Source organism: Nocardioides sp., from assembly GCF_036267815.1.
GTDB lineage: Bacteria > Actinomycetota > Actinomycetes > Propionibacteriales > Nocardioidaceae > Nocardioides.
The window spans coordinates 14,471-36,787 of sequence record NZ_DATAVI010000074.1 but is presented as its reverse complement, the minus strand read 5'-3'; the positions used below and the strand labels follow the sequence as shown (position 1 = coordinate 36,787).

Annotated in this window: 23 protein-coding genes; 16 read left to right on the top strand and 7 right to left on the bottom strand. The window is 72.8% G+C overall.

The features are described 5' to 3' along the window. Positions 1–181: 181 nt before the first annotated feature. Positions 182–1,465: a S1C family serine protease gene (locus tag VHW64_RS16305; RefSeq protein WP_329651629.1), complete on the bottom strand. Its 1,284-nt coding sequence runs from the start codon at positions 1,463–1,465 to the stop codon at positions 182–184. 100 nt (positions 1,466–1,565) lie between these two features. Here VHW64_RS16305 and VHW64_RS16300 point away from each other — a divergent pair, with 100 nt between their 5' ends. Further along, the gene (locus tag VHW64_RS16300) at positions 1,566–2,357 is read left to right on the top strand and encodes a DUF2127 domain-containing protein (protein ID WP_329651628.1); all 792 of its coding nucleotides are present in this window, start codon (positions 1,566–1,568) and stop codon (positions 2,355–2,357) included. A gap of 93 nt (positions 2,358–2,450) precedes the next feature. On the opposite strand, the gene VHW64_RS16295 is transcribed toward VHW64_RS16300, so the two are convergent. Next, complete coding sequence (locus VHW64_RS16295; RefSeq protein ID WP_329651627.1) at positions 2,451–3,737, bottom strand: citrate synthase; 1,287 nt, start codon at positions 3,735–3,737, stop codon at positions 2,451–2,453. A 270-nt stretch (positions 3,738–4,007) separates the two neighbouring features. On the opposite strand from VHW64_RS16295, the gene rplM reads away from it, so the two are divergent. Genes rplM through glmM form a run of 3 tightly spaced genes read left to right on the top strand, consistent with a single transcriptional unit; the run spans position 4,008 to position 6,361 of the window. Beyond that, entirely contained in the window at positions 4,008–4,451 is a 444-nt protein-coding gene (gene rplM, locus VHW64_RS16290) for a 50S ribosomal protein L13 (protein ID WP_329651626.1), read from the top strand. Between the two features lie 23 nt (positions 4,452–4,474). Then, entirely contained in the window at positions 4,475–5,002 is a 528-nt protein-coding gene (gene rpsI / locus VHW64_RS16285) for a 30S ribosomal protein S9 (RefSeq protein ID WP_414690514.1), read from the top strand. Between the two features lie 12 nt (positions 5,003–5,014). Beyond that, complete coding sequence (gene glmM / locus VHW64_RS16280) at positions 5,015–6,361, top strand: phosphoglucosamine mutase (protein ID WP_329651625.1); 1,347 nt, start codon at positions 5,015–5,017, stop codon at positions 6,359–6,361. A gap of 14 nt (positions 6,362–6,375) precedes the next feature. Here glmM and coaA read toward each other — a convergent pair whose 3' ends face one another. Next, positions 6,376–7,362 carry a type I pantothenate kinase gene (gene coaA, locus VHW64_RS16275; protein ID WP_329651624.1) on the bottom strand — a complete coding sequence of 329 codons (987 nt, stop codon included), beginning with the start codon at positions 7,360–7,362 and terminating at the stop codon, positions 6,376–6,378. 70 nt (positions 7,363–7,432) lie between these two features. On the opposite strand from coaA, the gene glmS reads away from it, so the two are divergent. Further along, the gene (glmS, locus tag VHW64_RS16270; RefSeq protein ID WP_329651623.1) at positions 7,433–9,277 is read left to right on the top strand and encodes a glutamine--fructose-6-phosphate transaminase (isomerizing); all 1,845 of its coding nucleotides are present in this window, start codon (positions 7,433–7,435) and stop codon (positions 9,275–9,277) included. Positions 9,278–9,288: 11 nt separating this feature from the next. Further along, complete coding sequence (locus VHW64_RS16265; protein ID WP_329651622.1) at positions 9,289–9,642, top strand: holo-ACP synthase; 354 nt, start codon at positions 9,289–9,291, stop codon at positions 9,640–9,642. A 12-nt stretch (positions 9,643–9,654) separates the two neighbouring features. On the opposite strand, the gene VHW64_RS16260 is transcribed toward VHW64_RS16265, so the two are convergent. Then, the gene (locus VHW64_RS16260) at positions 9,655–9,795 is read right to left on the bottom strand and encodes a hypothetical protein (RefSeq protein ID WP_329651621.1); all 141 of its coding nucleotides are present in this window, start codon (positions 9,793–9,795) and stop codon (positions 9,655–9,657) included. A gap of 61 nt (positions 9,796–9,856) precedes the next feature. Between VHW64_RS16260 and VHW64_RS16255 the strand changes: the two genes are divergently transcribed. From VHW64_RS16255 to tsaD, 8 genes are read left to right on the top strand one after another with little or no spacing between them, the layout of a single operon-like run. Next, on the top strand, positions 9,857–11,233 hold the full coding sequence (locus VHW64_RS16255) for an NAD(P)H-hydrate epimerase (RefSeq protein ID WP_329651620.1): 1,377 nt from the start codon (positions 9,857–9,859) through the stop codon (positions 11,231–11,233). 23 nt (positions 11,234–11,256) lie between these two features. Next, positions 11,257–12,411, top strand: coding sequence for an alanine racemase (gene alr, locus VHW64_RS16250; protein WP_329651619.1), 1,155 nt, complete (start codon positions 11,257–11,259; stop codon positions 12,409–12,411). Next, a complete protein-coding gene (locus VHW64_RS16245) occupies positions 12,408–13,478 on the top strand; it encodes an alpha/beta hydrolase (RefSeq protein WP_329651618.1) in 1,071 nt (356 codons plus the stop codon). The genes alr and VHW64_RS16245 overlap by 4 nt, the downstream gene beginning before the upstream one ends. Then, the gene (gene tsaE / locus VHW64_RS16240) at positions 13,475–14,452 is read left to right on the top strand and encodes a tRNA (adenosine(37)-N6)-threonylcarbamoyltransferase complex ATPase subunit type 1 TsaE (protein ID WP_329651617.1); all 978 of its coding nucleotides are present in this window, start codon (positions 13,475–13,477) and stop codon (positions 14,450–14,452) included. The genes VHW64_RS16245 and tsaE overlap by 4 nt, the downstream gene beginning before the upstream one ends. Positions 14,453–14,456: 4 nt before the next feature. Further along, positions 14,457–15,206, top strand: coding sequence for a metallophosphoesterase (locus VHW64_RS16235; protein WP_329651616.1), 750 nt, complete (start codon positions 14,457–14,459; stop codon positions 15,204–15,206). 50 nt (positions 15,207–15,256) lie between these two features. Next, on the top strand, positions 15,257–15,910 hold the full coding sequence (gene tsaB, locus VHW64_RS16230; RefSeq protein ID WP_329651615.1) for a tRNA (adenosine(37)-N6)-threonylcarbamoyltransferase complex dimerization subunit type 1 TsaB: 654 nt from the start codon (positions 15,257–15,259) through the stop codon (positions 15,908–15,910). Next, positions 15,907–16,344: a GNAT family N-acetyltransferase gene (locus VHW64_RS16225; protein ID WP_329651614.1), complete on the top strand. Its 438-nt coding sequence runs from the start codon at positions 15,907–15,909 to the stop codon at positions 16,342–16,344. The genes tsaB and VHW64_RS16225 overlap by 4 nt, the downstream gene beginning before the upstream one ends. 17 nt (positions 16,345–16,361) lie before the next feature. Continuing rightward, complete coding sequence (gene tsaD, locus VHW64_RS16220; protein WP_329651632.1) at positions 16,362–17,414, top strand: tRNA (adenosine(37)-N6)-threonylcarbamoyltransferase complex transferase subunit TsaD; 1,053 nt, start codon at positions 16,362–16,364, stop codon at positions 17,412–17,414. A 27-nt stretch (positions 17,415–17,441) separates the two neighbouring features. Here the strand turns inward: tsaD and VHW64_RS16215 are convergent, their stop codons facing one another. The 3 genes from VHW64_RS16215 to VHW64_RS16205 all read right to left on the bottom strand — a co-directional run bounded on the left by VHW64_RS16215 (position 17,442) and on the right by VHW64_RS16205 (position 20,401). Next, positions 17,442–18,635 carry a hypothetical protein gene (locus VHW64_RS16215; protein ID WP_329651613.1) on the bottom strand — a complete coding sequence of 398 codons (1,194 nt, stop codon included), beginning with the start codon at positions 18,633–18,635 and terminating at the stop codon, positions 17,442–17,444. After that, a complete protein-coding gene (locus VHW64_RS16210; RefSeq protein WP_329651612.1) occupies positions 18,632–19,195 on the bottom strand; it encodes a SigE family RNA polymerase sigma factor in 564 nt (187 codons plus the stop codon). Before VHW64_RS16210 ends, VHW64_RS16215 begins: the two co-directional genes overlap by 4 nt. Positions 19,196–19,273: 78 nt before the next feature. After that, positions 19,274–20,401: a hypothetical protein gene (locus VHW64_RS16205; RefSeq protein WP_329651611.1), complete on the bottom strand. Its 1,128-nt coding sequence runs from the start codon at positions 20,399–20,401 to the stop codon at positions 19,274–19,276. Between the two features lie 145 nt (positions 20,402–20,546). Between VHW64_RS16205 and VHW64_RS16200 the strand changes: the two genes are divergently transcribed. Beyond that, positions 20,547–21,647, top strand: coding sequence for an S-(hydroxymethyl)mycothiol dehydrogenase (locus VHW64_RS16200; protein WP_329651610.1), 1,101 nt, complete (start codon positions 20,547–20,549; stop codon positions 21,645–21,647). A 10-nt stretch (positions 21,648–21,657) separates the two neighbouring features. Continuing rightward, positions 21,658–22,254, top strand: coding sequence for an MBL fold metallo-hydrolase (locus VHW64_RS16195; protein ID WP_329651609.1), 597 nt, complete (start codon positions 21,658–21,660; stop codon positions 22,252–22,254). Positions 22,255–22,317 lie beyond the last annotated feature (63 nt).

Here is a 22,317-nt window from a genome sequence, read left to right as displayed (position 1 = left end):
TGCGGGTTCTGACTGCCTGGCGCCCGTAGCTGCCGCGCAAGGACACGTGCGCGCGGTCGAAATCCGCATCTCAACGGGTCAGAACCCGCATCTCAACGGGTCAGGAGGCGCATCTCAACGGAGATGGAACGGGACCCGGGGGCGTCACCGGCGCTGTGGACGCTCACCCCGGGCCCCGAGATCAGGAGTTCTGGGTCGGTGCGTCGGAGTCGAGGGTGACTCGCACCGTGTGGGTCGACGCACCTCGGGAGTAGGTGACCGTCACCTTGTCGCCCGGCCGGTAGGACCGGACGATCGCCACGAGCGAGTCGGACGACGTGATCAGATGGTCGTCGATCTTGGTGATCACGTCGCCGGACCTGAGGCCGGCGTTCGCGGCCGCGGAGCCGTTGGTGACCTGGCTGATCTTGGCCCCGTCGGTGATCGCGGCGCTCTGGCCCCCGGCCGAGGCGTCCTCCACGCCGATGCCGAGGCGGGCGTGCGTGGGGGTCTGACCCTTGATCATCTCGCGCACGATCGGCAGCACCTCGTCGATCGGGATCGCGAAGCCCAGCCCGATCGAGCCGGGCTCGCCCTGACCGGTGCCGTCGGTCGCGGTCTGGATCGCGGCGTCGATACCCACGACCTGACCGGAGAGGTTGACCAGCGGGCCACCGGAGTTGCCGGGGTTGATCGCCGCGTCGGTCTGGATCGCGGGGTAGACGGTGGAGTTGTTCTGGCTCACCTGACCGACGTTCACCGGCCGGTTCAGCGCGCTGACGATGCCGCTGGTGACGGTGGCGTCGAGTCCGAACGGCGAGCCGATCGCGACGACGCCCTGGCCGACCTCCAGGCTCGAGGAGTGGCCCAGCGTGGCCGGGGTGAGGTCGTGGACACCCTGGGCCTGGACCACGGCAGTGTCGGTGAGCGGGTCGGTGCCCAGCACCCGGGCGTCGGCGTGCGAGCCGTCGTTGAACGCGATCGTGATGTCACCGGACTTGCCGGCGAGGGCGACGACGTGGTTGTTGGTGAGGATCTTGCCGTCCTGGCTGAGGATGATGCCCGAGCCGGAGCCGGACCCGCTGGGGCCGGAGACGTCGATCATCACCACCGACGGGAGCACGCTCTGGGCGACCTTCACGATCGAGCCCGTGGCTGCGGTCTGGGCGACCCTGCTGCCGGTCTGGGTCAGCACCGTCGAGGACTGCGGGTCGTGGTGGGTGGAGGTCCAGATCGCGGCGCCACCGAGGCCCGCGCCACCGCCGACGAGCAGGCTGGCCGCCACGAGCGTGGCGGCCAGCCGCTTGCCTCGCAGCCCGGACCGGGGACGCGCAACAGGCTCGCTGACGTCCTGGCCGAGGGTGGAGCGGCCATCCTCCGACTGGGCTGCGTAACCGTACGGCGTCCAGGTGAGGGGTGGTGCAGGCGGCTCCTGACCCCATCCCTCTCGGCTCTCTGGCTCGTGGCCGTCCGGGTCGTTCTGCATGGCTCAGACGCTGCCCCAGGAGTCTGGGAGGAGGCTGAGACGGCGCTATGGGGGTGCTCAAGAAGCGGGACCCGGCCGAGCCGCCCGTAGGCTGCGCCGGATGAGGAGCCCGTGGCGCGACTTCGACTGGAACCTGCGGGCCTGCGGCCGGCACGGCCACGTCACCTGGGCTCCCGACGAGCAGGGGCTGGCGAGCCGCCTCCGCGCGGAGACCGTCGAGGGTGAGGCCTGGCGCTGCCTGCGGTGCGGGACGTACGTCCCCGGAGAGCCGCGCGGCAGCGGGCCCGCGGACACCGCACCGATCGTGCTGCGCGGACGAGCCCTGCGCGACGCCTTCATCCTGCGGCTGCTGGCGCTGGAGCGCGCCGTGCGCGGCGTCCTGCTGGTGGCGCTCGCCTACGGCGTCTACCGGTTCGAGGGAGCGCAGGACTCGCTCCAGCGGCTCTTCGACGACTACCTCCCGCGGCTGACGCCCGTGGCCGCGCACGCCGGCATCGACCTCCAGTCGGCCGGTCCGGTGCGACTGATCCAGAAGGCGCTGGCGACCGACCCGCACACGCTGACGCTGGTCAGCCTGGGCGTGCTCGCCTACGGGGCGCTGGAGCTCCTCGAGGCCGTCGGACTGTGGCTGATGCGGCGCTGGGGGGAGTACGTCGCGGTCGTGGGCACGGCGGTGTTCGTCCCGCTCGAGGTCTACGAGATGCTCGAGCGCCTCACCTGGCTCCGGGTGGCGGCGTTCGCCGTCAACATCTTCGCCGTGGTCTACCTCGTGTGGACCAAGCGCCTGTTCGGCGCCCGCGGCGGGCATGCCGCGTTCGTGGCTCAGCGTCACTCGGAGTCGCTGTTGGAGGTCGAGCAGGCCGCCGCTGCCGAGGTTGGCTCATCCCGCTGAGTGGTCGAACCGGTGCTTGGCCAGCCGAGCTCGCCCGGCCCGGTGCGGTTCACCTGCTCGGCGTGAGGGACCGGCCAACAGCCCGACCCGAGCTCAGGCCCAGCGCTCGGACGCGGGGATGAAGTCGAGGGTGCGCTCACCGGTGTAGATCTGCTTGGGGCGGGCGATCTTCTGCTCCTTGTCCTGCACGAGCTCGAGCCACTGCGCCAGCCAGCCCGGCGTGCGCCCGATCGCGAACAGCACCGTGAACATCTCCGGCGGGAACTGGAGCGCCTCATAGATCAGCCCGGAGTAGAAGTCGACGTTGGGGTAGAGCTTGCGTGAGACGAAGTAGTCGTCCTCGAGCGCGATCTTCTCCAGCTCCATCGCGATCTCCAGGAGCGGGTTGACCCCGGTCACCTCGAAGACGTCCTCGCAGGCCTTCTTGATGATCTTGGCCCGCGGGTCGTAGTTCTTGTAGACCCGGTGGCCGAAGCCCATCAGCCGCTCGTCGCCGTTCTTCACGCCCTCGATGAAGTCCGGGATGTTGTGCTTGCCCTTGATCCGGCGCAGCATCCGCAGCACCGCCTCGTTGGCGCCACCGTGCAGCGGACCGTAGAGCGCGCCGACGCCACCGGCGACCGCGGAGTAGGGGTCGACCTGGGAGGAGCCGATGGAGCGCACCGCGTTGGTCGAGCAGTTCTGCTCGTGGTCGGCATGCAGGATGAACAGGACGTCGAGGGCCTTGACGAGCCGCTCGTCGGCCGCGAAGCGGTCCTCACTCATCTTGAACAGCATCGAGAGGAAGTTGGCGGTGTAGCCGAGCTCGTTGTCGGGGTAGACGAACGGCTTGCCCTGAGCGTGCCGGAAGGCCCAGGCGCCGAGGGTCGGCATCTTCGCGATCATCCGGACGATCTGGAGCTGGCGGATCTCGTCGTCGTCGATGTGGCGGGCGTCGGGGTAGAACGTCGACAGCGCGCCGACCGACGCCATCAAGATGCCCATCGGGTGGGCGTCGTACCGGAAGCCCTCCATGAACGCCTTGATGTTCTCGTGCACGAAGGTGTGGTAGGTGATGTCGTGGACCCAGCTCTCGTACTGAGAGCGGCTCGGCAGCTCGCCGTGGACCAGCAGGTAGGCCACCTCGAGGAACGTCGACTTCTCGGCCAGCTGCTCGATGGGGTAGCCGCGGTACTCCAGGATGCCCTTGTCGCCGTCGATGAACGTGACGCTGCTCTTGCAGGAGGCGGTGTTGACGAAACCGGGGTCGTAGACGGCCAGGGGTGACCCGTCGTCGTCTTTGATCCTGCCGAGGTCCGCGCCCTTGACCGCACCGTTCTCGATCGGAACGTCGTACTCCTGGCCGGTGCGGTTGTCGCGGACGGTAAGGGAGTCGTTCACCCCGCCAACTTACTTCGGGGTCCAACGGAGAGCGAATCCGGATAGACCGCATTTTGGCCGCCGAGCGGAGCAGCCGGTAGATTGTGCGGTCGCGACTCCTGCCGTTCTGGCCACGCGTGTCGAGCTTGTCGAGACCACGGTGCCAGGGCAGACCCGGATGAGCAGAAGCCGGGCAGATTACCTCACTCGTGAGGCGTTCGTCAGAGGTCGTGGCACCATCCCCGACGGGCGGCCGTCCGTCGGATCCACGAACGAGTGAGGCACACGCACGTGCGTACCTTCAGTCCCAAGCCCGGCGACGCCCAGCGCGAGTGGCACGTCATCGACGCCAGCGACGTCATCCTCGGCAAGCTGGCCGTCCAGACCGCCAACCTCCTGCGCGGCAAGCACAAGCCGACCTTCGCCCCCCACATGGACATGGGCGACTTCGTGATCGTCGTCAACGCCGAGAAGGTCGCGCTGACCGGCGACAAGAGGACCTCCAAGCTCCTCTACCGTCACTCCGGCTACCCCGGTGGCCTGACCGCCATCCCCGTGGGCCAGCAGCTGGAGAAGGACGCTCGCAAGGTCATCGAGAAGGCCGTGTGGGGGATGCTCCCGAAGAACAAGCTCGGCCGCCAGCTGATGAAGAAGCTCAAGGTGTACACCGGCCCGAACCACCCGCACCAGGCCCAGCAGGCCAAGCCGTTCGAGATCACGCAGGTCTCCCAGTGACCCCGCAGACAGAAGGAGCCTCCGTGGCTGACGACACCACCACCGACACCGCCGGGGCCACTCCCGACGGCACCGAGGCCGAGGCCTTCACCGCTGACGAGCAGGGCGTGGCCTACACCTCCGAGAGCTCCCCGGCCGCCGACCCGTCCCGTCCGGCCACCATCGTGCCGGGCGCCGCGACCGGTCGTCGCAAGGAGGCCGTCGCCCGCGTGCGCATCGTGCCGGGCACGGGCGTGTGGACCATCAACGGACGCCAGCTCGACTCCTACTTTCCCAACAAGCTGCACCAGCAGGTCGTCAACGAGCCGTTCGCCGCGCTCCAGCTCGACGGCCGGTTCGACGTCATCGCCCGCATCCACGGCGGTGGCATCACCGGCCAGGCCGGTGCGCTCCGCCTGGGCGTGGCCCGCGCGCTGAACGCCATCGACGTCGACGCCAACCGCCCGACGCTGAAGAAGGCCGGCCTGCTGACCCGGGACGCGCGGGTCATCGAGCGCAAGAAGGCCGGTCTGAAGAAGGCCCGCAAGGCTCCGCAGTTCAGCAAGCGCTGACCCGCGCTGCACATGACGCAGCGGATCTTCGGAACCGACGGCGTCCGCGGGCTCGCCAACGGTGACATCACCGCCGAGCTCGCGGTCGACCTCGGCGCGGCCGCGGCCCGGGTGCTCGTCGACCACGGCGGCTTCACCGGGCAGCGGCCCGTGGCCGTGGTCGGGCGCGACACCCGGATCTCGGGGCAGTTCCTCGAGCACGCCGTCGTGGCCGGGCTCGCCTCGGCCGGCGTCGACGTCATCCGGCTGCGGGTGCTGCCGACACCGGGCGTCGCCTACCTCACCGATGCCCTCGGTGCCGACGTGGGCGTGGTCATCAGCGCCTCCCACAACCCGATGCCCGACAACGGCATCAAGTTCTTGGCCCGCGGCGGGGTGAAGCTCGACGACGCGCTCGAGCGCGAGATCGAGACCCTGGTCGGGCAGCCCTGGGACCGCCCGGTTGCCGGGGACGTCGGCCGGGTCACGCCGTACGCCCGCTCGGTCGAGGAGTACTCCGACCACCTCCTGCGCACGATCGACACCTCCCTGTCCGGGCTGCGGGTGGTGCTCGACTGCGCCAACGGTGCGGCGTCCGTCGTCGGGCCGCACACCCTGCGAGCCGCCGGCGCCGACGTCGTTGCCATCAACGACGACCCGGACGGCCTCAACATCAACCAGCGCTGTGGGTCGACCCACCTGGAGGGCCTGCGCGAAGCGGTGCTCGCGCGTGGCGCGGACGTCGGCTTCGCCTGCGACGGCGATGCCGACCGCTGCCTGGCGATCGACCACGCCGGCAACACCGTCGACGGCGACCGCCTGATGGCCGTGCTCGCCCTCGACCTCCAGCGGCGCGGCCGGCTGGTCGACGACACCGTCGTCGCCACGGTGATGAGCAACCTCGGCTTCGTGCAGGCGATGCGCAGGGCCGGGATCACCGTCAACCAGACGGCCGTCGGCGACCGCTACGTCCTCGAGGCCATGCGAGACGGCGGGTTCACCCTCGGTGGCGAGCAGTCGGGCCACATCATCATGAGCGAGTACGCCACTACCGGCGACGGCATCCTGACCGCGCTCCAGGTGCTGCGCCGGATGGCGCAGGCCGGGTCGTCGCTGCGCGACCTCGCCTCGGTGGTGACCACGCTGCCGCAGGTGCTGGTCAACGTCCCCGACGTCGACCAGAGCCGGACCGACGACCCGGAGCTGACCGCGGCCGTGGCCGCCGAGCAGGACCGTCTCGGCGACAGCGGCCGGGTCCTGCTGCGCCCCTCGGGCACCGAGCCGCTCGTGCGGGTCATGGTCGAGGCAGCGACGCCGCAGGAGGCGACCGAGGTCGCCGACCGGCTGGCCGACGTCGTACGCCGCCGCCTCGGCGGCTGACCCGACGCGAGCGCTCAGAGCTTGCGGAGCCGCACGTACTGCACGGAGTGGTCGCGTGCCTTGCGGAGCACCAACGTCGCGCGAGACCGGGTCGGCGCGATGTTCTGCTCCAGGTTGGGGCCGTTGATGGAGTCCCAGATCTCCAGGGCGGTCGAGCGGGCCTCGTCGCCGGAGAGGCCGGCGTACCTGCGGAAGTACGACGCGGGGTCGGCGAACGCCGTCTCGCGCAGCCGCAGGAAGCGGTCGACGTACCAGCTGCGGATGTCGTCGGTCGCGGCGTCGACGTAGATCCCGAAGTCGAAGAAGTCGCTGAGCGCGAGGCCGGCGCGGCCGTCCTCGGTCACCCGGGCGGGCTGGAGGACGTTGAGCCCCTCCAGGATCACGATGTCGGGGTGGCGCACGACCACCCGATCGTCGGGCACGACGTCGTAGACCAGGTGGGAGTACGTCGGTGCCGACACCTCGTCCTTGCCCGACTTGATGTCGACGACGAACCGCAGCAGCGCGCGGCGGTCGTAGGACTCCGGGAAGCCCTTGCGCTCCAGCAGGCCGCGTCGCTCCAGCTCGGCGTTGGGGTGCAGGAAGCCGTCGGTGGTGACCAGCGCGACGTTCGGGTGCTCCTCCCAGTGCGCCAGCATCTGCGCCAGCACACGGGCGGTCGTGGACTTGCCGACCGCCACCGAGCCGGCGAGCCCGATCACGAACGGCGTGCGCGGCGGCTGCGGCTGGTGCAGGAACTCCTCCTGCTTGCGGTACAGCCGACGAGCGGCCTTCACCCGCAGGCTGAGCAGGCGCGAGAGCGGCAGGTAGACCTGCTCGACCTCGGCGAGGTCCAGCTGGTCGCCGAGACCGCGCAGGCGGGCGATCTCCTCGGCGCTCAGAGGCTGCCGGACGCGCTCGCCCAGCGCCGCCCACGCATCGCGCTGGAGCTCGACGTACGGCGACGGCTCGACGCCGTTGCCGCCCTTGCTCGGCGGCTGGGCCGGCGCTCCGTGGGACATGGCCGGCATTCTGGCAGCCCGGGCCGCCGATGCCGGGCGGCAGGGCGGGGCGCCCGTAGGATGAGTGCCTATGTGCGGGATCGTGGGATACGTCGGGCGTCAGCGTGCCCAGGACGTCGTGATGGAGGGACTCCGTCGCCTGGAGTACCGCGGCTACGACTCTGCCGGCGTGGCGCTGGTCGCCGGTGACCGCATCGCGTGGGCGAAGAAGGCCGGCAAGCTGGCGAACCTGGAGAAGGAGCTGGCCGAGGCGCCGTTGCCCGACGCGACCACCGGGATCGGCCACACCCGTTGGGCCACCCACGGCGCGCCGAACGACGCCAACGCCCATCCCCACCTGGGCAACGCCGGGCGCGTGGCGCTGGTGCACAACGGCATCATCGAGAACTTCGCCGAGCTGCGGGCCGAGGTCGAGGCCGCGGGCGACCGGCTGAGCTCCGAGACGGACACCGAGATCGTGGCCCACCTCGTGGAGAGCGCCGTGGCGCGGGGAGCGTCGCTGACCGAGGCGATGTGCCAGGTCTGCACACGGCTCGAAGGCGCCTTCACCCTGGTCGCGGTGGACGCCGAGGACCCCGACCGCGTGGTGGCCGCGCGGCGCAACTCCCCGCTGGTGGTGGGGATCGGCGAGGGTGAGAGCTTCGTCGGCTCCGACGTGGCGGCGTTCATCGAGCACACCCGGGAGGCGCTGGAGCTCGGCCAGGACCAGGTCGTGACCATCACCCGCGACAGCGTCGAGGTGACCGGCTTCGACGGCACCCTCACCGAGGGCAGGCGGTACCACGTCGACTGGGACCTCTCGGCGGCCGAGAAGGACGGCTACGACTGGTTCATGCGCAAGGAGATCTTCGAGCAGCCACGGGCCATCGCCGACGCGCTGCTCGGGCGCCACGACACCTCCGGGCGGCTCCAGCTCGACGAGGTCCGGATCTCCGACGACGAGCTGCGCGAGGTCGACAAGATCATCGTGATCGCCTGCGGCACCGCCTTCTACGCCGGCCTCGTCGCGAAGTACGCCATCGAGCACTGGACCCGCATCCCGTGCGAGGTCGAGCTCGCCCACGAGTTCCGCTACCGCGACCCGATCCTCACCCGCTCGACGCTGGTGGTGGCGATCAGCCAGTCCGGTGAGACCGCCGACACGCTGATGGCCATCCGGCACGCGCGGCAGCAGCGCGCGAAGGTGCTGGCGATCTGCAACACCAACGGGTCGACCATCCCGCGCGAGTCGGACGCCGTGATCTACACCCACGCCGGTCCGGAGGTCGCGGTCGCCTCGACCAAGGGCTTCTTGACGCAGATGATCGCGGCGTACCTCCTCGGGCTCTACCTCGCCCAGGTCCGCGGCACGTCGTACGCCGACGAGATCGCGAACGTCGTCGCCGAGCTCGGCGACATGCCCGGTCACGTGCAGCGGATGCTGGACGGCGCCGACGAGTACTACGCGCTGGCCGAGGAGCTCCAGGACGCACGTGCGGTGCTGTTCCTGGGCCGGCACGTCGGCTTCCCGATCGCCCTCGAAGGCGCGTTGAAGCTCAAGGAGCTGGCCTACCTGCACGCCGAGGGCTTCGCCGCCGGGGAGCTCAAGCACGGGCCGATCGCGCTGGTCGAGCAGGGGCTCCCGGTGTTCTGCGTGGTGCCGCCGCGCGGACGCGACCAGCTCCACGACAAGATGGTCAGCGCCATCCAGGAGATCCGGGCCCGGGGCGCGCGCACGATCGTGCTGGTCGAGGACGGCGACGTCGGGATCGAGGAGTTCGCCGACCACGTCATCCGGCTGCCGCGGGTCTCGACGCTGCTCCAGCCCCTGCCGGCCGTCGTACCCCTCCAGCTGTTCGCGTGCCAGCTCGCCACGCGGCTCGGTCACGACGTCGACCAGCCACGCAACCTGGCCAAGTCGGTCACGGTCGAGTAGGGCGGGCACGCGTGGCGGTGGTCGGTGTCGGCATCGACGTGGTCGACATCTCGCGCTTCGACGAGGCGCTACGACGTACCCCCGGCCTGGTCGGGCGGCTGTTCACGCCGGCCGAGGCCACCCGGCCGCTCGCCTCGCTGGCGGCTCGCTTCGCGGCCAAGGAGGCGCTCGCCAAGGCCCTCGGGGCGCCCGGAGACCTGGAGTGGCACGACGCGGAGGTGGTCTCGGAGCCGACCGGTCGGCCCCGCCTGGACCTCCGCGGAACCGTGGCCGCCCGCGCGGCCGAGCTGGGTGCCACCTCGGTGCACCTGTCGCTGTCCCACGATGCCGGGATCGCCTCGGCCGTCGTCGTGATGGAGTCCTAGGGGAAGCGCTGATCAGTCCCGCCTGCTGCGCGCCGCGATGCGCGCACGCCGGCTGCGTTGCAGCCGCTCGACGTGCGCCCGGCATGCCGTCGCGACCGCGCCTTGCCATCGCACAAGCGTCGCGGCGCTCGCGACGGCGCCGTCGATCAGCACTTCCCTAGGGTTGCCCGTCCGGGGTGAGCCACCCGATGGCGAGCGCGACTAGGGTCGGCCCATGAGGTCGGCGCACACGGTCGCGCAGGTGCGGGCGGCCGAGGAGGCGCTGGCGGCGACGCTGCCCGCGGGTGCGCTGATGCTGCGAGCCGCCGCCGGTCTGGCGTCGTCGGTGACCGACCTGATGGCCGGGGCGTACGGCCGGCGGGTGCTGCTGCTGGTGGGATCCGGCGACAACGGCGGCGACGCGATGTACGCCGCAGCGATGCTCGCCCGACGGGGCGCACGCGTCGAGGTGCTCGCTGTCGCGGACACCGTCCACGAGGCGGGGCTGGCCCAGCTGCTGGGTGTCGGCGGACGGCGGGTGACCCTCGGCGAGATCTCGACACCCGACGTGGTCGTCGACGGGATCGTCGGCATCGGCGGTCGCCCGGGCCTGCGTGAGCGCGCAGCCGAGGCGGTGCGGGCAGTCGCCGGCGTGCCGATGGTCGCCGTGGACGTCCCCAGCGGGGTCGACGTCGACACCGGGCGGGTGTCCGGCGACCATGTCAGCGCCGACCTCACGGTCGCCTTCGGCACGCACAAGGTCGCGCACCTGGTCGAGCCGGCCGCCTCCTCGAGTGGCGTCGTCCACCTCGTCGACCTCGGCCTGGAGCTCCCGGCCGCCGCGGTCACCGCGCTCCAGCAGGACGACATCGCCTCCCTCCTGCCGCGACCGACAGCCGACGCCCAGAAGTACACCCGCGGTGTGGTCGGCGTGCGCGCCGGGTCGCGGCGCTACCCGGGCGCCGGCGTGCTCTCGACGGCGGGCGCGGCCTGTGGGCTCGCCGGCATGGTCAGGTACGCGGGTGGCGCCCCCGAGGCCGTCCTCGCCGCTCACCCGGAGGTCGTCGTCGGGGAGGGGCGGGTCCAGGCCTGGGTGGTCGGATCGGGCGGGGACGCCGACGCCGCCTCCTGGCTCCGCGCGGCGCTGGGTGACGGCGTACCCCTGGTCGTCGACGCCGACGCGCTGCGCCACCTCACGCGCCCGCTCGAGCGGCCGGCGATCCTCACCCCCCACGCCGGCGAGCTGGCCGCGATGCTGGAGGTCGACCGCGCCGAGGTCGAGGCCGACCAGCTCCGGTTCGCACGCCTGGCGGCCGGGGAGTACGCCGCCACCGTGGTGCTCAAGGGCCACCACACGCTGGTCGCCGACCCCGACGGCCGCGTGCGCGTCACGACCAGCGGGACGCCGTGGCTCGCCGTGGCGGGCGCCGGAGACGTGCTCGGCGGACTCTGTGGCGCCCTGCTGGCCGCCGGCCTGGAGCCGGCAGACGCCGCCGCGGCGGGAGCCTGGCTGCACGGCGCCGCCGCGACGTACGCCTCCCGCGGGGGCCCGCTCTCGGCGCCGCGGGTCGCCGCGGCGATTCCCGGGGTGGTCGCCGAGCTGCTCTCCTGAAGGCCGATGCGAGGATGTCGGGCATGAGCGCGGACGTTCCTCGACCCGAGATCGTGGTCGACCTGAACGCCATCCGCCGCAACGTCGGCCGCCTGCGCGACCTCGTCATCCCCGACGGCTCGGAGGTGATGGTGGTGGTCAAGGCCGACGGCTACGGGCACGGCATGGTCGAGGCCGCCGCCGCCGCCCGGGCCGCCGGTGCCCCGTGGCTCGGGGTCGCGACGATCGACGAGGCCTTGGGTCTGCGAGCCGCGGGCGACAGCGGTCGGCTGCTGTGCTGGCTCACGGTCCCCGGCGACGACTGGGCGACCGCGGTCGAGCAGGACGTCGACGTCACGGCGTACTCCGTCGCGGAGCTGGCGGCGATCCGAGCGGCGGCGGCCGGGGTGCCGGCTCGGGTCCAGCTCAAGGTCGACACCGGCCTGTCGCGTGGTGGTGCGACCCTCGACGAGTGGCCGGAGGTCCTCGCGGCGGCCCGGGCCGGCGAGGCCGACGGCATCTGGAGGGTCACCGGCATCTGGTCGCACCTGGCCTGCGCGGACGAGCCCGACCACCCCGCGAACCTCGTCCAGGAGCGCGCGTTCCGCGAGGCGCTCGCCGGTGCCGACGCCGCCGGCCTCCGCCCGGAGGTGCGGCACCTCGCGAACTCCGCCGGCGCGCTCCTGCGGCCGTCGAGCCGGTTCGACCTGGTGCGCTGCGGCATCGCGTCGTACGGCCTGCATCCCGCGCCGGGCCTCGGCCCCGACATCGAGCTGGAGCCCGCGATGACGGTGACCGCCCCGCTGGCCCTGACCAAGCGACTGCATGCCGGTGCGTCCGTGTCCTACGGCCACACCTGGACCGCTCCGGCCGACACCCGGGTCGGGCTCGTCCCGCTCGGCTACGGCGACGGCGTCCCGCGGCACGCCGGCAACACCGCCGAGGTCTGGGTCGGCGGGAGGCGCCGGCCGATCCGGGGCCGGGTCTGCATGGACCAGGTCGTCGTCGACCTCGGCGAGGACGACGATCTCGGCGGAGCCGGGCCGGTCGCGGGCGACCAGGTCGTGCTCTTCGGCTCCGGCGCCAACGGAGAGCCGACGGCCGACGACTGGGCTCGGGCGTGCGGCACGATCCACTACGAGATCGTCACCCGGATGGGTGGCCGGCTGAGGCGCCGCTACGCCGGAGGCGGTCGGTGAGCACGACCTCGCGCGTCCTGTCCGTGACCGGGCTGGCGGTGGGCGCCGTCGGCGTCGTCGCCGCCGGCACCGCCTACCGGATGGTCAAGCAGCGCCAGCTGATCGGGCGCCGCGGCGCCGGCGACGACACGCCGTTCGGGTCGCTGCACTCGGCGCCTGTCACCGTGGTCACCGACGACGGCGTCGACCTGCGCGTCGAGGTCGACGAGCGCGTCCCGGGCGACGGCGAGGACCCGGGGCTGACGGTCGTGTTCGTGCACGGCTACGCGCTCTCGATGGACTCCTGGCACTTCCAGCGCGCGGCCTACCGGGGCCGCGTGCGGACCGTCTTCTACGACCAGCGCTCCCATGGCAGATCGGGCCGCTCCACGCCCGGCCACGCCACGATCGACCAGCTGGGCCTCGACCTGCTGGCCGTCCTGGACGCCGTCGTCGCGGACGGGCCGGTCGTGCTGGTCGGCCACTCGATGGGCGGGATGACGATCATCGCGCTGGCCGAGGAGCATCCCGAGCTGTTCGGCGACCGGGTCGTGGGCGTCGGGCTGGTGTCGACGACGGCCGGTGGGCTCGAGCCCTCGCGGATGCTCGTGCCGGCCCTCCCGGCGAATGTCGCGGGCCAGGTGGCGCAGAGGCTCGTGGCCGCGCTCGGCCGCGGTCATCGGACCATCGACGGCCTCCGCCGGCTCGGACACTCGGTCGCGCTGGTGGCCACCGACGAGCTGGCGTTCGGCGACGAGGTGCCCGCGTCCTACGTCGAGTTCGTCGACCGGATGCTCTCGGCCACGCCGTTCGAGGTGGTCGCGGAGTTCTTCCCGACCTTCTCGGCGCTGGACAAGTTCGAGGCCGTGGCGGCGCTCGGGCAGGTGCCGAGCAGCATCGTGTGCGGCACCCAGGACAAGCTGACCCCGATCGGGCTGAGCCGCCGGCTGCACGACCTGATCCCCGGGTCGGTGCTGCGCGAGTGCGACGGTGCCGGGCACATGGTGATCCTGGAGCGAGACGCCGACGTCACCGACGAGCTCGACCTGCTGATCGCGCGGGCGGGAGACAGGGCCGGGCGCCCGTGAGCGGCCCGACCACTCCGGCCGCGCCGGCCACCAGGGTGCGCGCGGCCGGGCCCGACGACGCCGGGACCGTGCTGTCGATCGTGCGCACGGCGTTCGCCACCCGGCCGGTCCTCGATCCGCCGGCGGACGCGTTGGCCGAGACCGAGGACACCATCCGGACCGCGCTGGTCCACGGCGGGCTCGTCGCGTCCTACGACGAGCGCGACGTCGGTGCCCTCCTGCTCGACCCCCGTGACGCGACGCTATGGCTGCGCCGGGTGGGGGTGCTCCCCGAGGTGCGCGACCACGGGGTGGCGAGCGCGCTGGTCGAGGCCGCCCTCGACCTTGCCGAGGAGTACGACGACCTCGCGGTGCTGGCCCGCCGGGAGCTGCCGGCGACCGAGAGGTTCTGGCGCGAGCACGGGTTCGTCCCGGTGGGGGGCACGCCGCCGTACCTCGAGCTGCGCCGCCCGGCTCCCCGGAGCCATGCCGCCCCGGACGCCGAGTCGATGCGGGCGCTGGGTGCCGAGCTCGCCAGCAGCCTGCGGGCCGGCGACGTGGTGGTGCTGTCGGGCGGGCTCGGGGCGGGCAAGACCACCCTCACCCAAGGCCTGGGCGCCGGCCTCGGGGTGCGTGGCGAGGTCACCTCGCCGACGTTCGTCATCTCCCGGGTGCACCCCTCGCTCGGGGCCGGACCGGCCCTGGTGCACGTGGACGCCTTCCGGCTGGGCGGGGTGGCCGAGCTCGACGACCTCGACCTCGACACCTCGCTGGACGAGGCGGTGACGGTCGTGGAATGGGGCGAGGGCATCGCCGAGGGGCTCGCCGACGACCGGGTCGAGGTGCGCATCGCGCGTGCCGTGGCCGACGAGGCGAGCCAGGGCGACGGCCCGGACCCTCGGCGGGTGCGCGTCGCGCCGGTCGGGGTCCGCTGGCTGCGCGCACCGCTTCCCGGACACGGGGGGGCCGCGGCGGGTCCGGCGACCCTAGGGTGAGCCCATGTTCGTGGTGGCCCAGGTGAGCGACACCCATTTCGGCAACGACGTCCAGGAGCCCTCGATGCGGTGCTCTGCGGTGATGGACCACCTCCTGGCGATGCGGCCGCGCCCGGACCTCCTGGTGGTGAGCGGGGATGTCGCCGACCACGGTCTGGACCAGGAGTACGCCGCCGCGCGGGCCTGGCTCGACCGCTGGCCGGGCGCGCTCGCCGTGTGCCCGGGCAACCACGACGTGCGCGAGGCCTTCGTCGCCGGGCTCGGCCGTCCGGCGCCGTCGGTGGTCGAGGCCGGTGGCTACCGGTTCGTGATGCTCGACTCGCTGGTCGACGCCGTCGCGGGGGAGCGGGTCGACGAGGGCCGGCTCGGCACCGACCAGCTGGCCTGGCTCGACGCGGAGCTCGCGAAGTCCGCGGCGCCGGCGTTCGTCGTCCTGCACCACCCCCCGACCACGATCGGGTTGGAGCTGATGGACCCGATCCGGCTGATGGACGGCGCCGCCCTGGCCGCCGTTCTCGAGCGCCATCCCCACGTCGTGGCGACGCTCGTCGGGCACGCGCACACGATGAGCGCCACGACGTACGCCGGTCGGCCGTTGCTCGTCGGCGGCGGGGTCGCCTCGACGGTGACGGTGGACGCCGAGCAGCTCGACACCGTCTGGTACGCCGCCCCGCCGTCCTTCGCGCTGCACCTGGTCGACGACACCGACGGGACGCCGCGGGTGACCACCCACTGGCGTGCCCTGCGCGGCTGACGTCACGCCCCGATCCGGCCGGCGTGCGGCAGCGCCGTAGCCTCGGGGGCGTGCTGCTCGCCTTCGACACGGCCACGCCGTACGTCACGGTCGCGTTGTACGACGTGGACCGCGCCGAGCGAGCCGTCGTGGCCGAGCTGCGGTCGGCGCGACCGATGCAGCACGGCGAGCAGCTCGCGCCGCTGATCCAGCAGGCTCTCTCCGAGGCGGGCATCGTGCGCCAGGACCTGACCGCGCTGGCAGTCGGCGTGGGGCCCGGGCCCTTCACCGGCCTGCGGGTCGGGCTGGTCACGGCGCGCACCCTGGCCTTCGCGCTCGAGATCCCGGTGTACGGCGTGTGCAGCCTGGACGTCGTGGCGGTCGAGGCCGCCCTGGGTCCGCGGCCGGTCGGCACCGGCTTCGTCGTCGCGACCGACGCCCGCCGCAAGGAGGTCTACCTCGCGTCGTACGACGACCAGGGGCGTCGGCTCACCGGACCGGACGTCGTCCGCCCGGCCGCGGCGGCGACCGGCGTGCCCGTGGCGGGAGGGGGTGCGGTGCTCTACCCCGACGCCTTCCCCGACGCGCGGCCTCCCACGGCCCCGAGCGCGGCCTGGCTGGCCCGGGTCGTCGCCGGCGAGCTGGCCGAGCTGCACGACCCCGAGCCGATGTATCTGCGAAGGCCCGACGCGATTGCGCCGGGCGCCCCCAAGCGGGTCTCGTGATCCGCCCCGCGGAGGTCGACGACGGTCCCGCGATCGCCGGTCTGGAGCAGCTGGCGTTCGGCTCGGACGCGTGGTCCGACGGCCTGGTCGCCGACGGGCTGTCGGGCCAGATCCCCGGAGCGCTCTACCTCGTCGCGACCTCCCAGACGGTCCTCGGCTACGCCGCGGCCAGCCTGTTCGCCGACGTCTCGGAGCTCCAGCGGATCGCGGTCGCGCCCGAGGCGCGCCGGTGCGGGGTCGGCTCCCGGCTGCTCGCGCGCGTCGAGCACGAGGCGCGCGTGCGCTACTCCGAGCAGCTCCTGCTCGAGGTCCGCGAGGACAACGCCGGCGCCTGCGCCTTCTACGCCGTGCGCGGGTTCACCGAGATCGACCGCCGGCCGCGGTACTACGCCGACGGGACGACGGCGGTCGTCCTGCGCAAGGAGCTGGACTGATGTCGACGCGTGAGGCCATGACCGACGGGCCGCTGGTCCTGGGGATCGAGACGTCGTGCGACGAGACCGGCGTCGGTGTCGTCCGCGGGCACACGCTGCTGGCCGACGCCGTGGCGAGCAGCGTCGAGGAGCACGCACGCTTCGGCGGGGTCGTACCCGAGGTGGCCAGCCGTGCGCACCTCGAGGCGATGGTGCCGACCCTGGAGCGCGCGGCGGAGACGGCCGGGATCCGGCTGCACGACGTCGACGCCATCGCGGTCACCAGCGGCCCGGGTCTCGCGGGGGCGCTCCTGGTCGGCGTGGCGGCAGCGAAGGCGCTCGCCCTGGGCCTGGGCAAGCCGATCTACGGCGTCAACCACCTGGCGGCCCACGTCGCGGTCGACCAGCTCGAGCACGGCCCGCTGCCCGAGCCGTGCCTGGCCCTCCTGGTCAGCGGTGGTCACTCCAGCCTGCTCCGGGTCAGCGACGTGAGCGGGGTGGGCGGCGGGATCGAGCCGCTCGGCGCGACCATCGACGACGCCGCCGGGGAGGCCTTCGACAAGGTCGCCCGGCTGCTCGGGCTGCCCTTCCCCGGCGGTCCCCACATCGACCGCGCGGCCCGCGACGGCCGGGTCACCATCGACTTCCCGCGCGGCCTCACCTCGCGTCGCGACCTGGAGCGACATCGCTTCGACTTCTCGTTCTCCGGTCTCAAGACCGCCGTCGCCCGGTGGGTCGAGGCCCAGCAGCGCGACGGCGTGAGCATCGACGTCCCCGATGTCGCGGCCAGCTTCCAGGAGGCGGTCTGCGACGTGCTCGTGCGCAAGGCCCTCGATGCCGCTGCGGACCAGGGCATCGAGGACATCCTGATCGGCGGCGGCGTGGCCGCGAACTCCCGGCTCCGCGCCCTGGCCACCGAACGCGCCGAGGCCCGGGGGATCCGGGTCCGGGTCCCCCGGCCCGGGCTGTGCACCGACAACGGCGCCATGGTCGCCGCCCTCGGGGCCGAGCTGGTCGCGCGCGGGCACGCGCCGTCCGCCCTCGACCTGCCCGCGGACTCGTCCCAGCCGGTCACCGAGGTCGTCGCCTGACCCCGCCCCGCCTCGGCGGAGCGGTGGTCAGCCCGACGGGGTGAGCGGCTCTGCGCCGGCGAGGCGGTAGCCGAGCCGGTGCAGCTCGGTCCCGGGCAGGACCGGGGTCGCACGGGTGGCGCTTCCGTCCAGGCCCACCCGCAGCACCGCCTCCTGGCGCTCGAGGTCCTCGACGACGACCAGCATGGCGGAGTCGCCCTCCCAGACCGGCGTGCTCCGCAGCACCATGCCGGGCAGGACGAGGCGCATCACCTGGCGTCCCGTCGCGGAGTCCCAGGCTGCGACCACGTCGCCCACCCCGGGCGAGGTCTGCCGGCCCACCTCCTGGTAGCCCGAGGTGTACCGGCCCGAGGAGGAGAACGCGCCGAGCGACCAGGTGTCCGCCGTCCAGCGCACGTCGCCGGTCGTCGCGTCCACGACCCGGCTGCGGTCGTACCCGTTCACGCCGAGGACGAGGTCACCGGCCGTGGTCGCGTCCTGGACGATGGTCAGACCCGGGATCTTGGTGACCGTGCCGTCCGCGGCCACGACGACCGAGCCGGCGACCTGGGCGTCCGCCCGCGAGCCGGCCGATCCCTGACCGGGGAAGGTGGGGCCGGAGTCCGCGACGATGCCGCCGCCGACCCGCCCGACGGGGGAGTAGCTCATCGCGCGGGCAGTGGCCTGGCGCGTGGTGCCGGTGACCAGGCTCCCGGCGCCGTGGAGCCCGCAGTCGTCGGAGACCCAGTACGTCGGGGTGTCGCCGTCGATCGCGAACGTCTGCGTGCCGCAGCCCACCTTGGTGGTCGAGCCGTCGGTCGCCACCTGCCACAGCGTCAGGTGGCCGGTCTGGTCGGAGGCGAGCAGCACGCCGCTGCCGTCCGGCGCGAACGTCAGCGCGGTGGAGATCCTGGCGGAGGTGACCCGCTGCCCGGAGGCGGCGAGGTAGACGTCGCCGGAGACCAGCCCGACCCTCGGGGCGCCACTCATCGGGAGGTCCGGGAGCGATCCCAGGGGCGTCGGGTGAGACGGACCCGGCGTGCTGCCGCGGCCGTGCAGCCAGGCGGCTGCCGACCCGCCGGCGACCACGAGCGCGGCCGCCGCGACCAGCGACGCCGTACGGCGGTGCCGGCGGCGGATGGTGGCCGCCCGTGCTGCCACGACCTCGACCGGCGTGTAGGGGTAGTCGGAGGTCTCGGTGACCTCGGTGAAGGTGCGGCTCAGCAGCTCCTCGGTCGTCATGGTGAGGACTCCTCTCCGGCGATCTCGGGATGGTCGGGCAGGGCGGCTCTCAGGCTGGCGATGGCGCGGCTGCTCTGCGACTTGACCGTGCCGACCGAGATGCCCATGACCTCGGCGACCTCGGCCTCGGAGAGCTGCTGGTAGAAGCGCAGGACCAGCACCGTCCGCTGCCGCGGCGGCAGCGAGCGGACGAAGCGCCAGACGGCCTCCCGCTCACCGTCGTACGCCGGGGAGTCCGGGCCCGGCCGGTCGGGAACCGCCTCGACGACCTGCTCCATCCGCCGTACCGGCCGCCGCCATGCGGTCCGGAACTCGTTGACCAGGGCCTTGCGCGCGTAGGCGTCGATGTTCTGGACGCGCTGGACGCGGTCCCAGCGCCGGTAGAGCTTGGTGAGGGTCGCCTGGACGAGGTCCTGGGCGGCGTGGACGTCTCCGGTCAGCAGGTGTGCGGTGCGTTGGAGGGCACCCTCGCGGGAGACCAGCCAGGACTCGAAGTCCTGCTGGCGCGGCGGGACGAGATGGCTTGCCATCGTCCGTCCCGGCCCCGGTGTCTGTGACATCGCGATCCCCATCCTGGTCGACCCTCACCCTGTGGACCAGATCCGCGCCCGGGAGGTTGCACGCACGTCGTGCCGGGTTCAGCGCAGGGGCAGGTCGTAGGGACTCTCCTCGGCGTTCTCCTCGGCATTCTCCGGGGTCTCGACGTCCGGCGGGCCGGCGTACTCCACGGTCCCGTCGGTGCCGATCCGGACCAGCGACCACTGCCCGTGCGCCAGCAGGACGCCGAGCAGGTGATGGCTGTCCTCCCACGTCAGCTGGGACAGGCTTCGGCGCGGCCCGGCGTGGAAGCTCCAGGACTGCTCGACGGCCCCGCGGCCGTCGAGGACGGCGAACCTCCGCACGCTGGACCAGCGAGCCTCGGACTGCTCGGCGAGCACCCGGCGACCGTCCGGTGCGAAGGAGTCCAGGTAGTACCCGCAGGTCCGGAAGATGCGGTGGCCGCTCGCCCGGTAGACCCCCCAGCAGGAGTGAGGAGCCGACGCCAGCCATCGGGCGCGGGCGGCGATGTGCCCGTGCTGGCTCACGTCGGCAACCTCGCGAAGGCGGCCCAGGGAGCCGGTGACGCCGTGCGAGGAGGAGAGCCGCACCCGCCCGGCGGCGTCGACGAACGCCGTGCACCCGCCGCCCTCGGGCTCTTGCTCCCGGCACGTCCGCGCGCCCCAGATGCCGACGATCTGCCGACCGCGGCGTACGACGGGCAGCGTGGCGTCGCGGCGACCGGCGTCCTCCACGAGGTGCGGCGCGCCCCGACCGCCGAGCCAGCCGACGATCGCGTGGTCCGGCGAGACGGCGAGCCCGAAGTGCCGGACCATGCTGGTGCGGACACTTGCGTCGGCGGCGACCCGTTGGAGCTCGGTGCCGGCCTCGGTGCCGGCCATCCCGATCGCACCTCGACCCGTCGGCGCCCAGGTGCTCCAGGTCAGCCGGGGCAGCCGGAGGCTCGTGCCGTCCGGACGCAGCAGGCGCCAGTTGCCCTCACCGAAGCCCGGGTCGGAGGCATAGGCGTAGGGGATCGCGGGAGGGGTACCCACGGCGAGACCTTCGGTCGGGAAGGTCCCCGGACCCGGCGCCGGGCCGCTGTGGGCCCCGAGCTGGTCCCGGGTCCGGGTCAGGGCAGCGGCGTACGGCGTGCCGCCGGGCAGCAGCCCGAGCGCCATCGCGACGACGATGCCGGCCGTCAGGCCCGATGCCCGGCCCGCCCCCACGCACGATGCCCTGCCCTGCCTCATGGGCGTGGGACGCCCGCGGACGGTTGAAAGTTGTCCTACTCCTCGCCGGGCGGCTCGTCGGCGGGCCGCCCTTCCTCATAGGCTGCGCGCACCGCCGTCGTCACGTTTGTGGAGGAGCCCCATGCACCAGGTCCAGGGAGTCGTCGCCAGAGCCAAGGGCGCGCCGGTGACCATCGAGACGATCAACGTCCCCGATCCCGGGCCGGGCGAGGCGCTGGTCGCCGTCCAGGCGTGCGGGGTCTGCCACACCGACCTGCACTACCGGGAGGGCGGCATCAACGACGACTTCCCGTTCCTCCTGGGCCACGAGGCCGCCGGCGTCGTCGAGGCCGTCGGCCCCGACGTCACGTCGGTGGCGCCCGGCGACTTCGTGATCCTCAACTGGCGCGCCGTCTGCGGCGAGTGCCGCGCCTGTCGTCGAGGTGACCTCCAGTACTGCTTCAACACCCACAACGCGACCCAGAGGATGACCCTCGAGGACGGCACCGAGCTCTCGCCCGCCCTCGGCATCGGTGCCTTCGCGGAGAAGACCCTCGTGGCTGCCGGCCAGTGCACGAGGGTCGACCCGTCCGCCCGGCCTGCGGCCGCAGGCCTGCTGGGCTGCGGCGTGATGGCCGGCATCGGTGCCGCGGTCAACACCGGCGGCGTCGCGCGCGGCAGGTCGGTGGCGGTCATCGGCTGTGGTGGCGTGGGCGTGGCCGCCGTCGCGGGGTCGGCCCTGGTCGGGGCCTCGCCGATCATCGCCGTGGACATCGACCCCCAGAAGCTCGAGACCGCGAAGCGGATGGGGGCCACGCACACGGTCGACTCCTCGGCGACGGACCCGGTCGCCGCGATCAAGGGGATCTGCGCGGGCTACTACGACGGCGCCGACGGCGCCGACGTCGTCATCGAGGCCGTGGGCCGGCCGGAGACCTGGAAGCAGGCGTTCTACGCGCGCGACCTGGCCGGGACCGTCGTCCTGGTCGGGGTGCCGACGCCGGACATGACGGTGCCCGACATCCCGCTGATCGACGTCTTCGGACGGGGCGGCGCACTGAAGTCCTCGTGGTACGGCGACTGCATCCCCACCCGCGACTTCCCGCTGCTGATCGACCTCTACCAGCAGGGTCGGCTCGACCTCGACGCCTTCGTGTCGGAGGAGATCGGGCTCGGCGACGTCGAGGCCGCCTTCGAGAAGATGCACGGCGGCAACGTGCTGCGGTCGGTCGTGGTCCTCTGATGGCCCGTCGATGACGCTTCGGGTGGATCACGGCCTCAGCAGCGGGACCTTCAGCCTGGACGGCGCGACGTACGACGTCGACAACAACATCTGGGTCGTCGGGGACGACCAGGAGTGCCTGGTCGTCGATGCTCCGCACTCGGTCGACGACATCCTCGCCGTGGTGGGTGAGCGTCGGGTGCGGGCGATCGTGTGCACGCACGCCCACGACGACCACGTCCGGGTTGCGCCCGCCCTGCGCGAGGCCGTGCGGGCGCCGATCCTGCTGCACCCCGACGACCGGCCGGTGTGGGAGCTCACCCACCCCGACGAGCTGTGGGACGTCGACCTGTCCGACGGCCTCGAGGTGCCCGTCGCGGGGACCTCCCTGCGGGTGCTGCACACCCCCGGGCACTCACCGGGCGCGGTCTGCCTGCTGTCGGCCGACCTCGGCTGTGTCTTCACCGGAGACACGCTCTTCCGGGGTGGGCCGGGCGCGACCGGCCGTTCGTACAGCGATGCGACCCTGATCGTGGAGTCGATCCGGACCCGGCTGCTGCCCCTCCCGGGCGACACGGTGGTCCACACCGGTCACGGCGACGACACCACCATCGCCGCCGAACGCTGACCACCCCCGACTCGGCGCAAAGGTACGTGAAAAGCCCGCCGAGTCGGCCCGTAGGTACGTGGA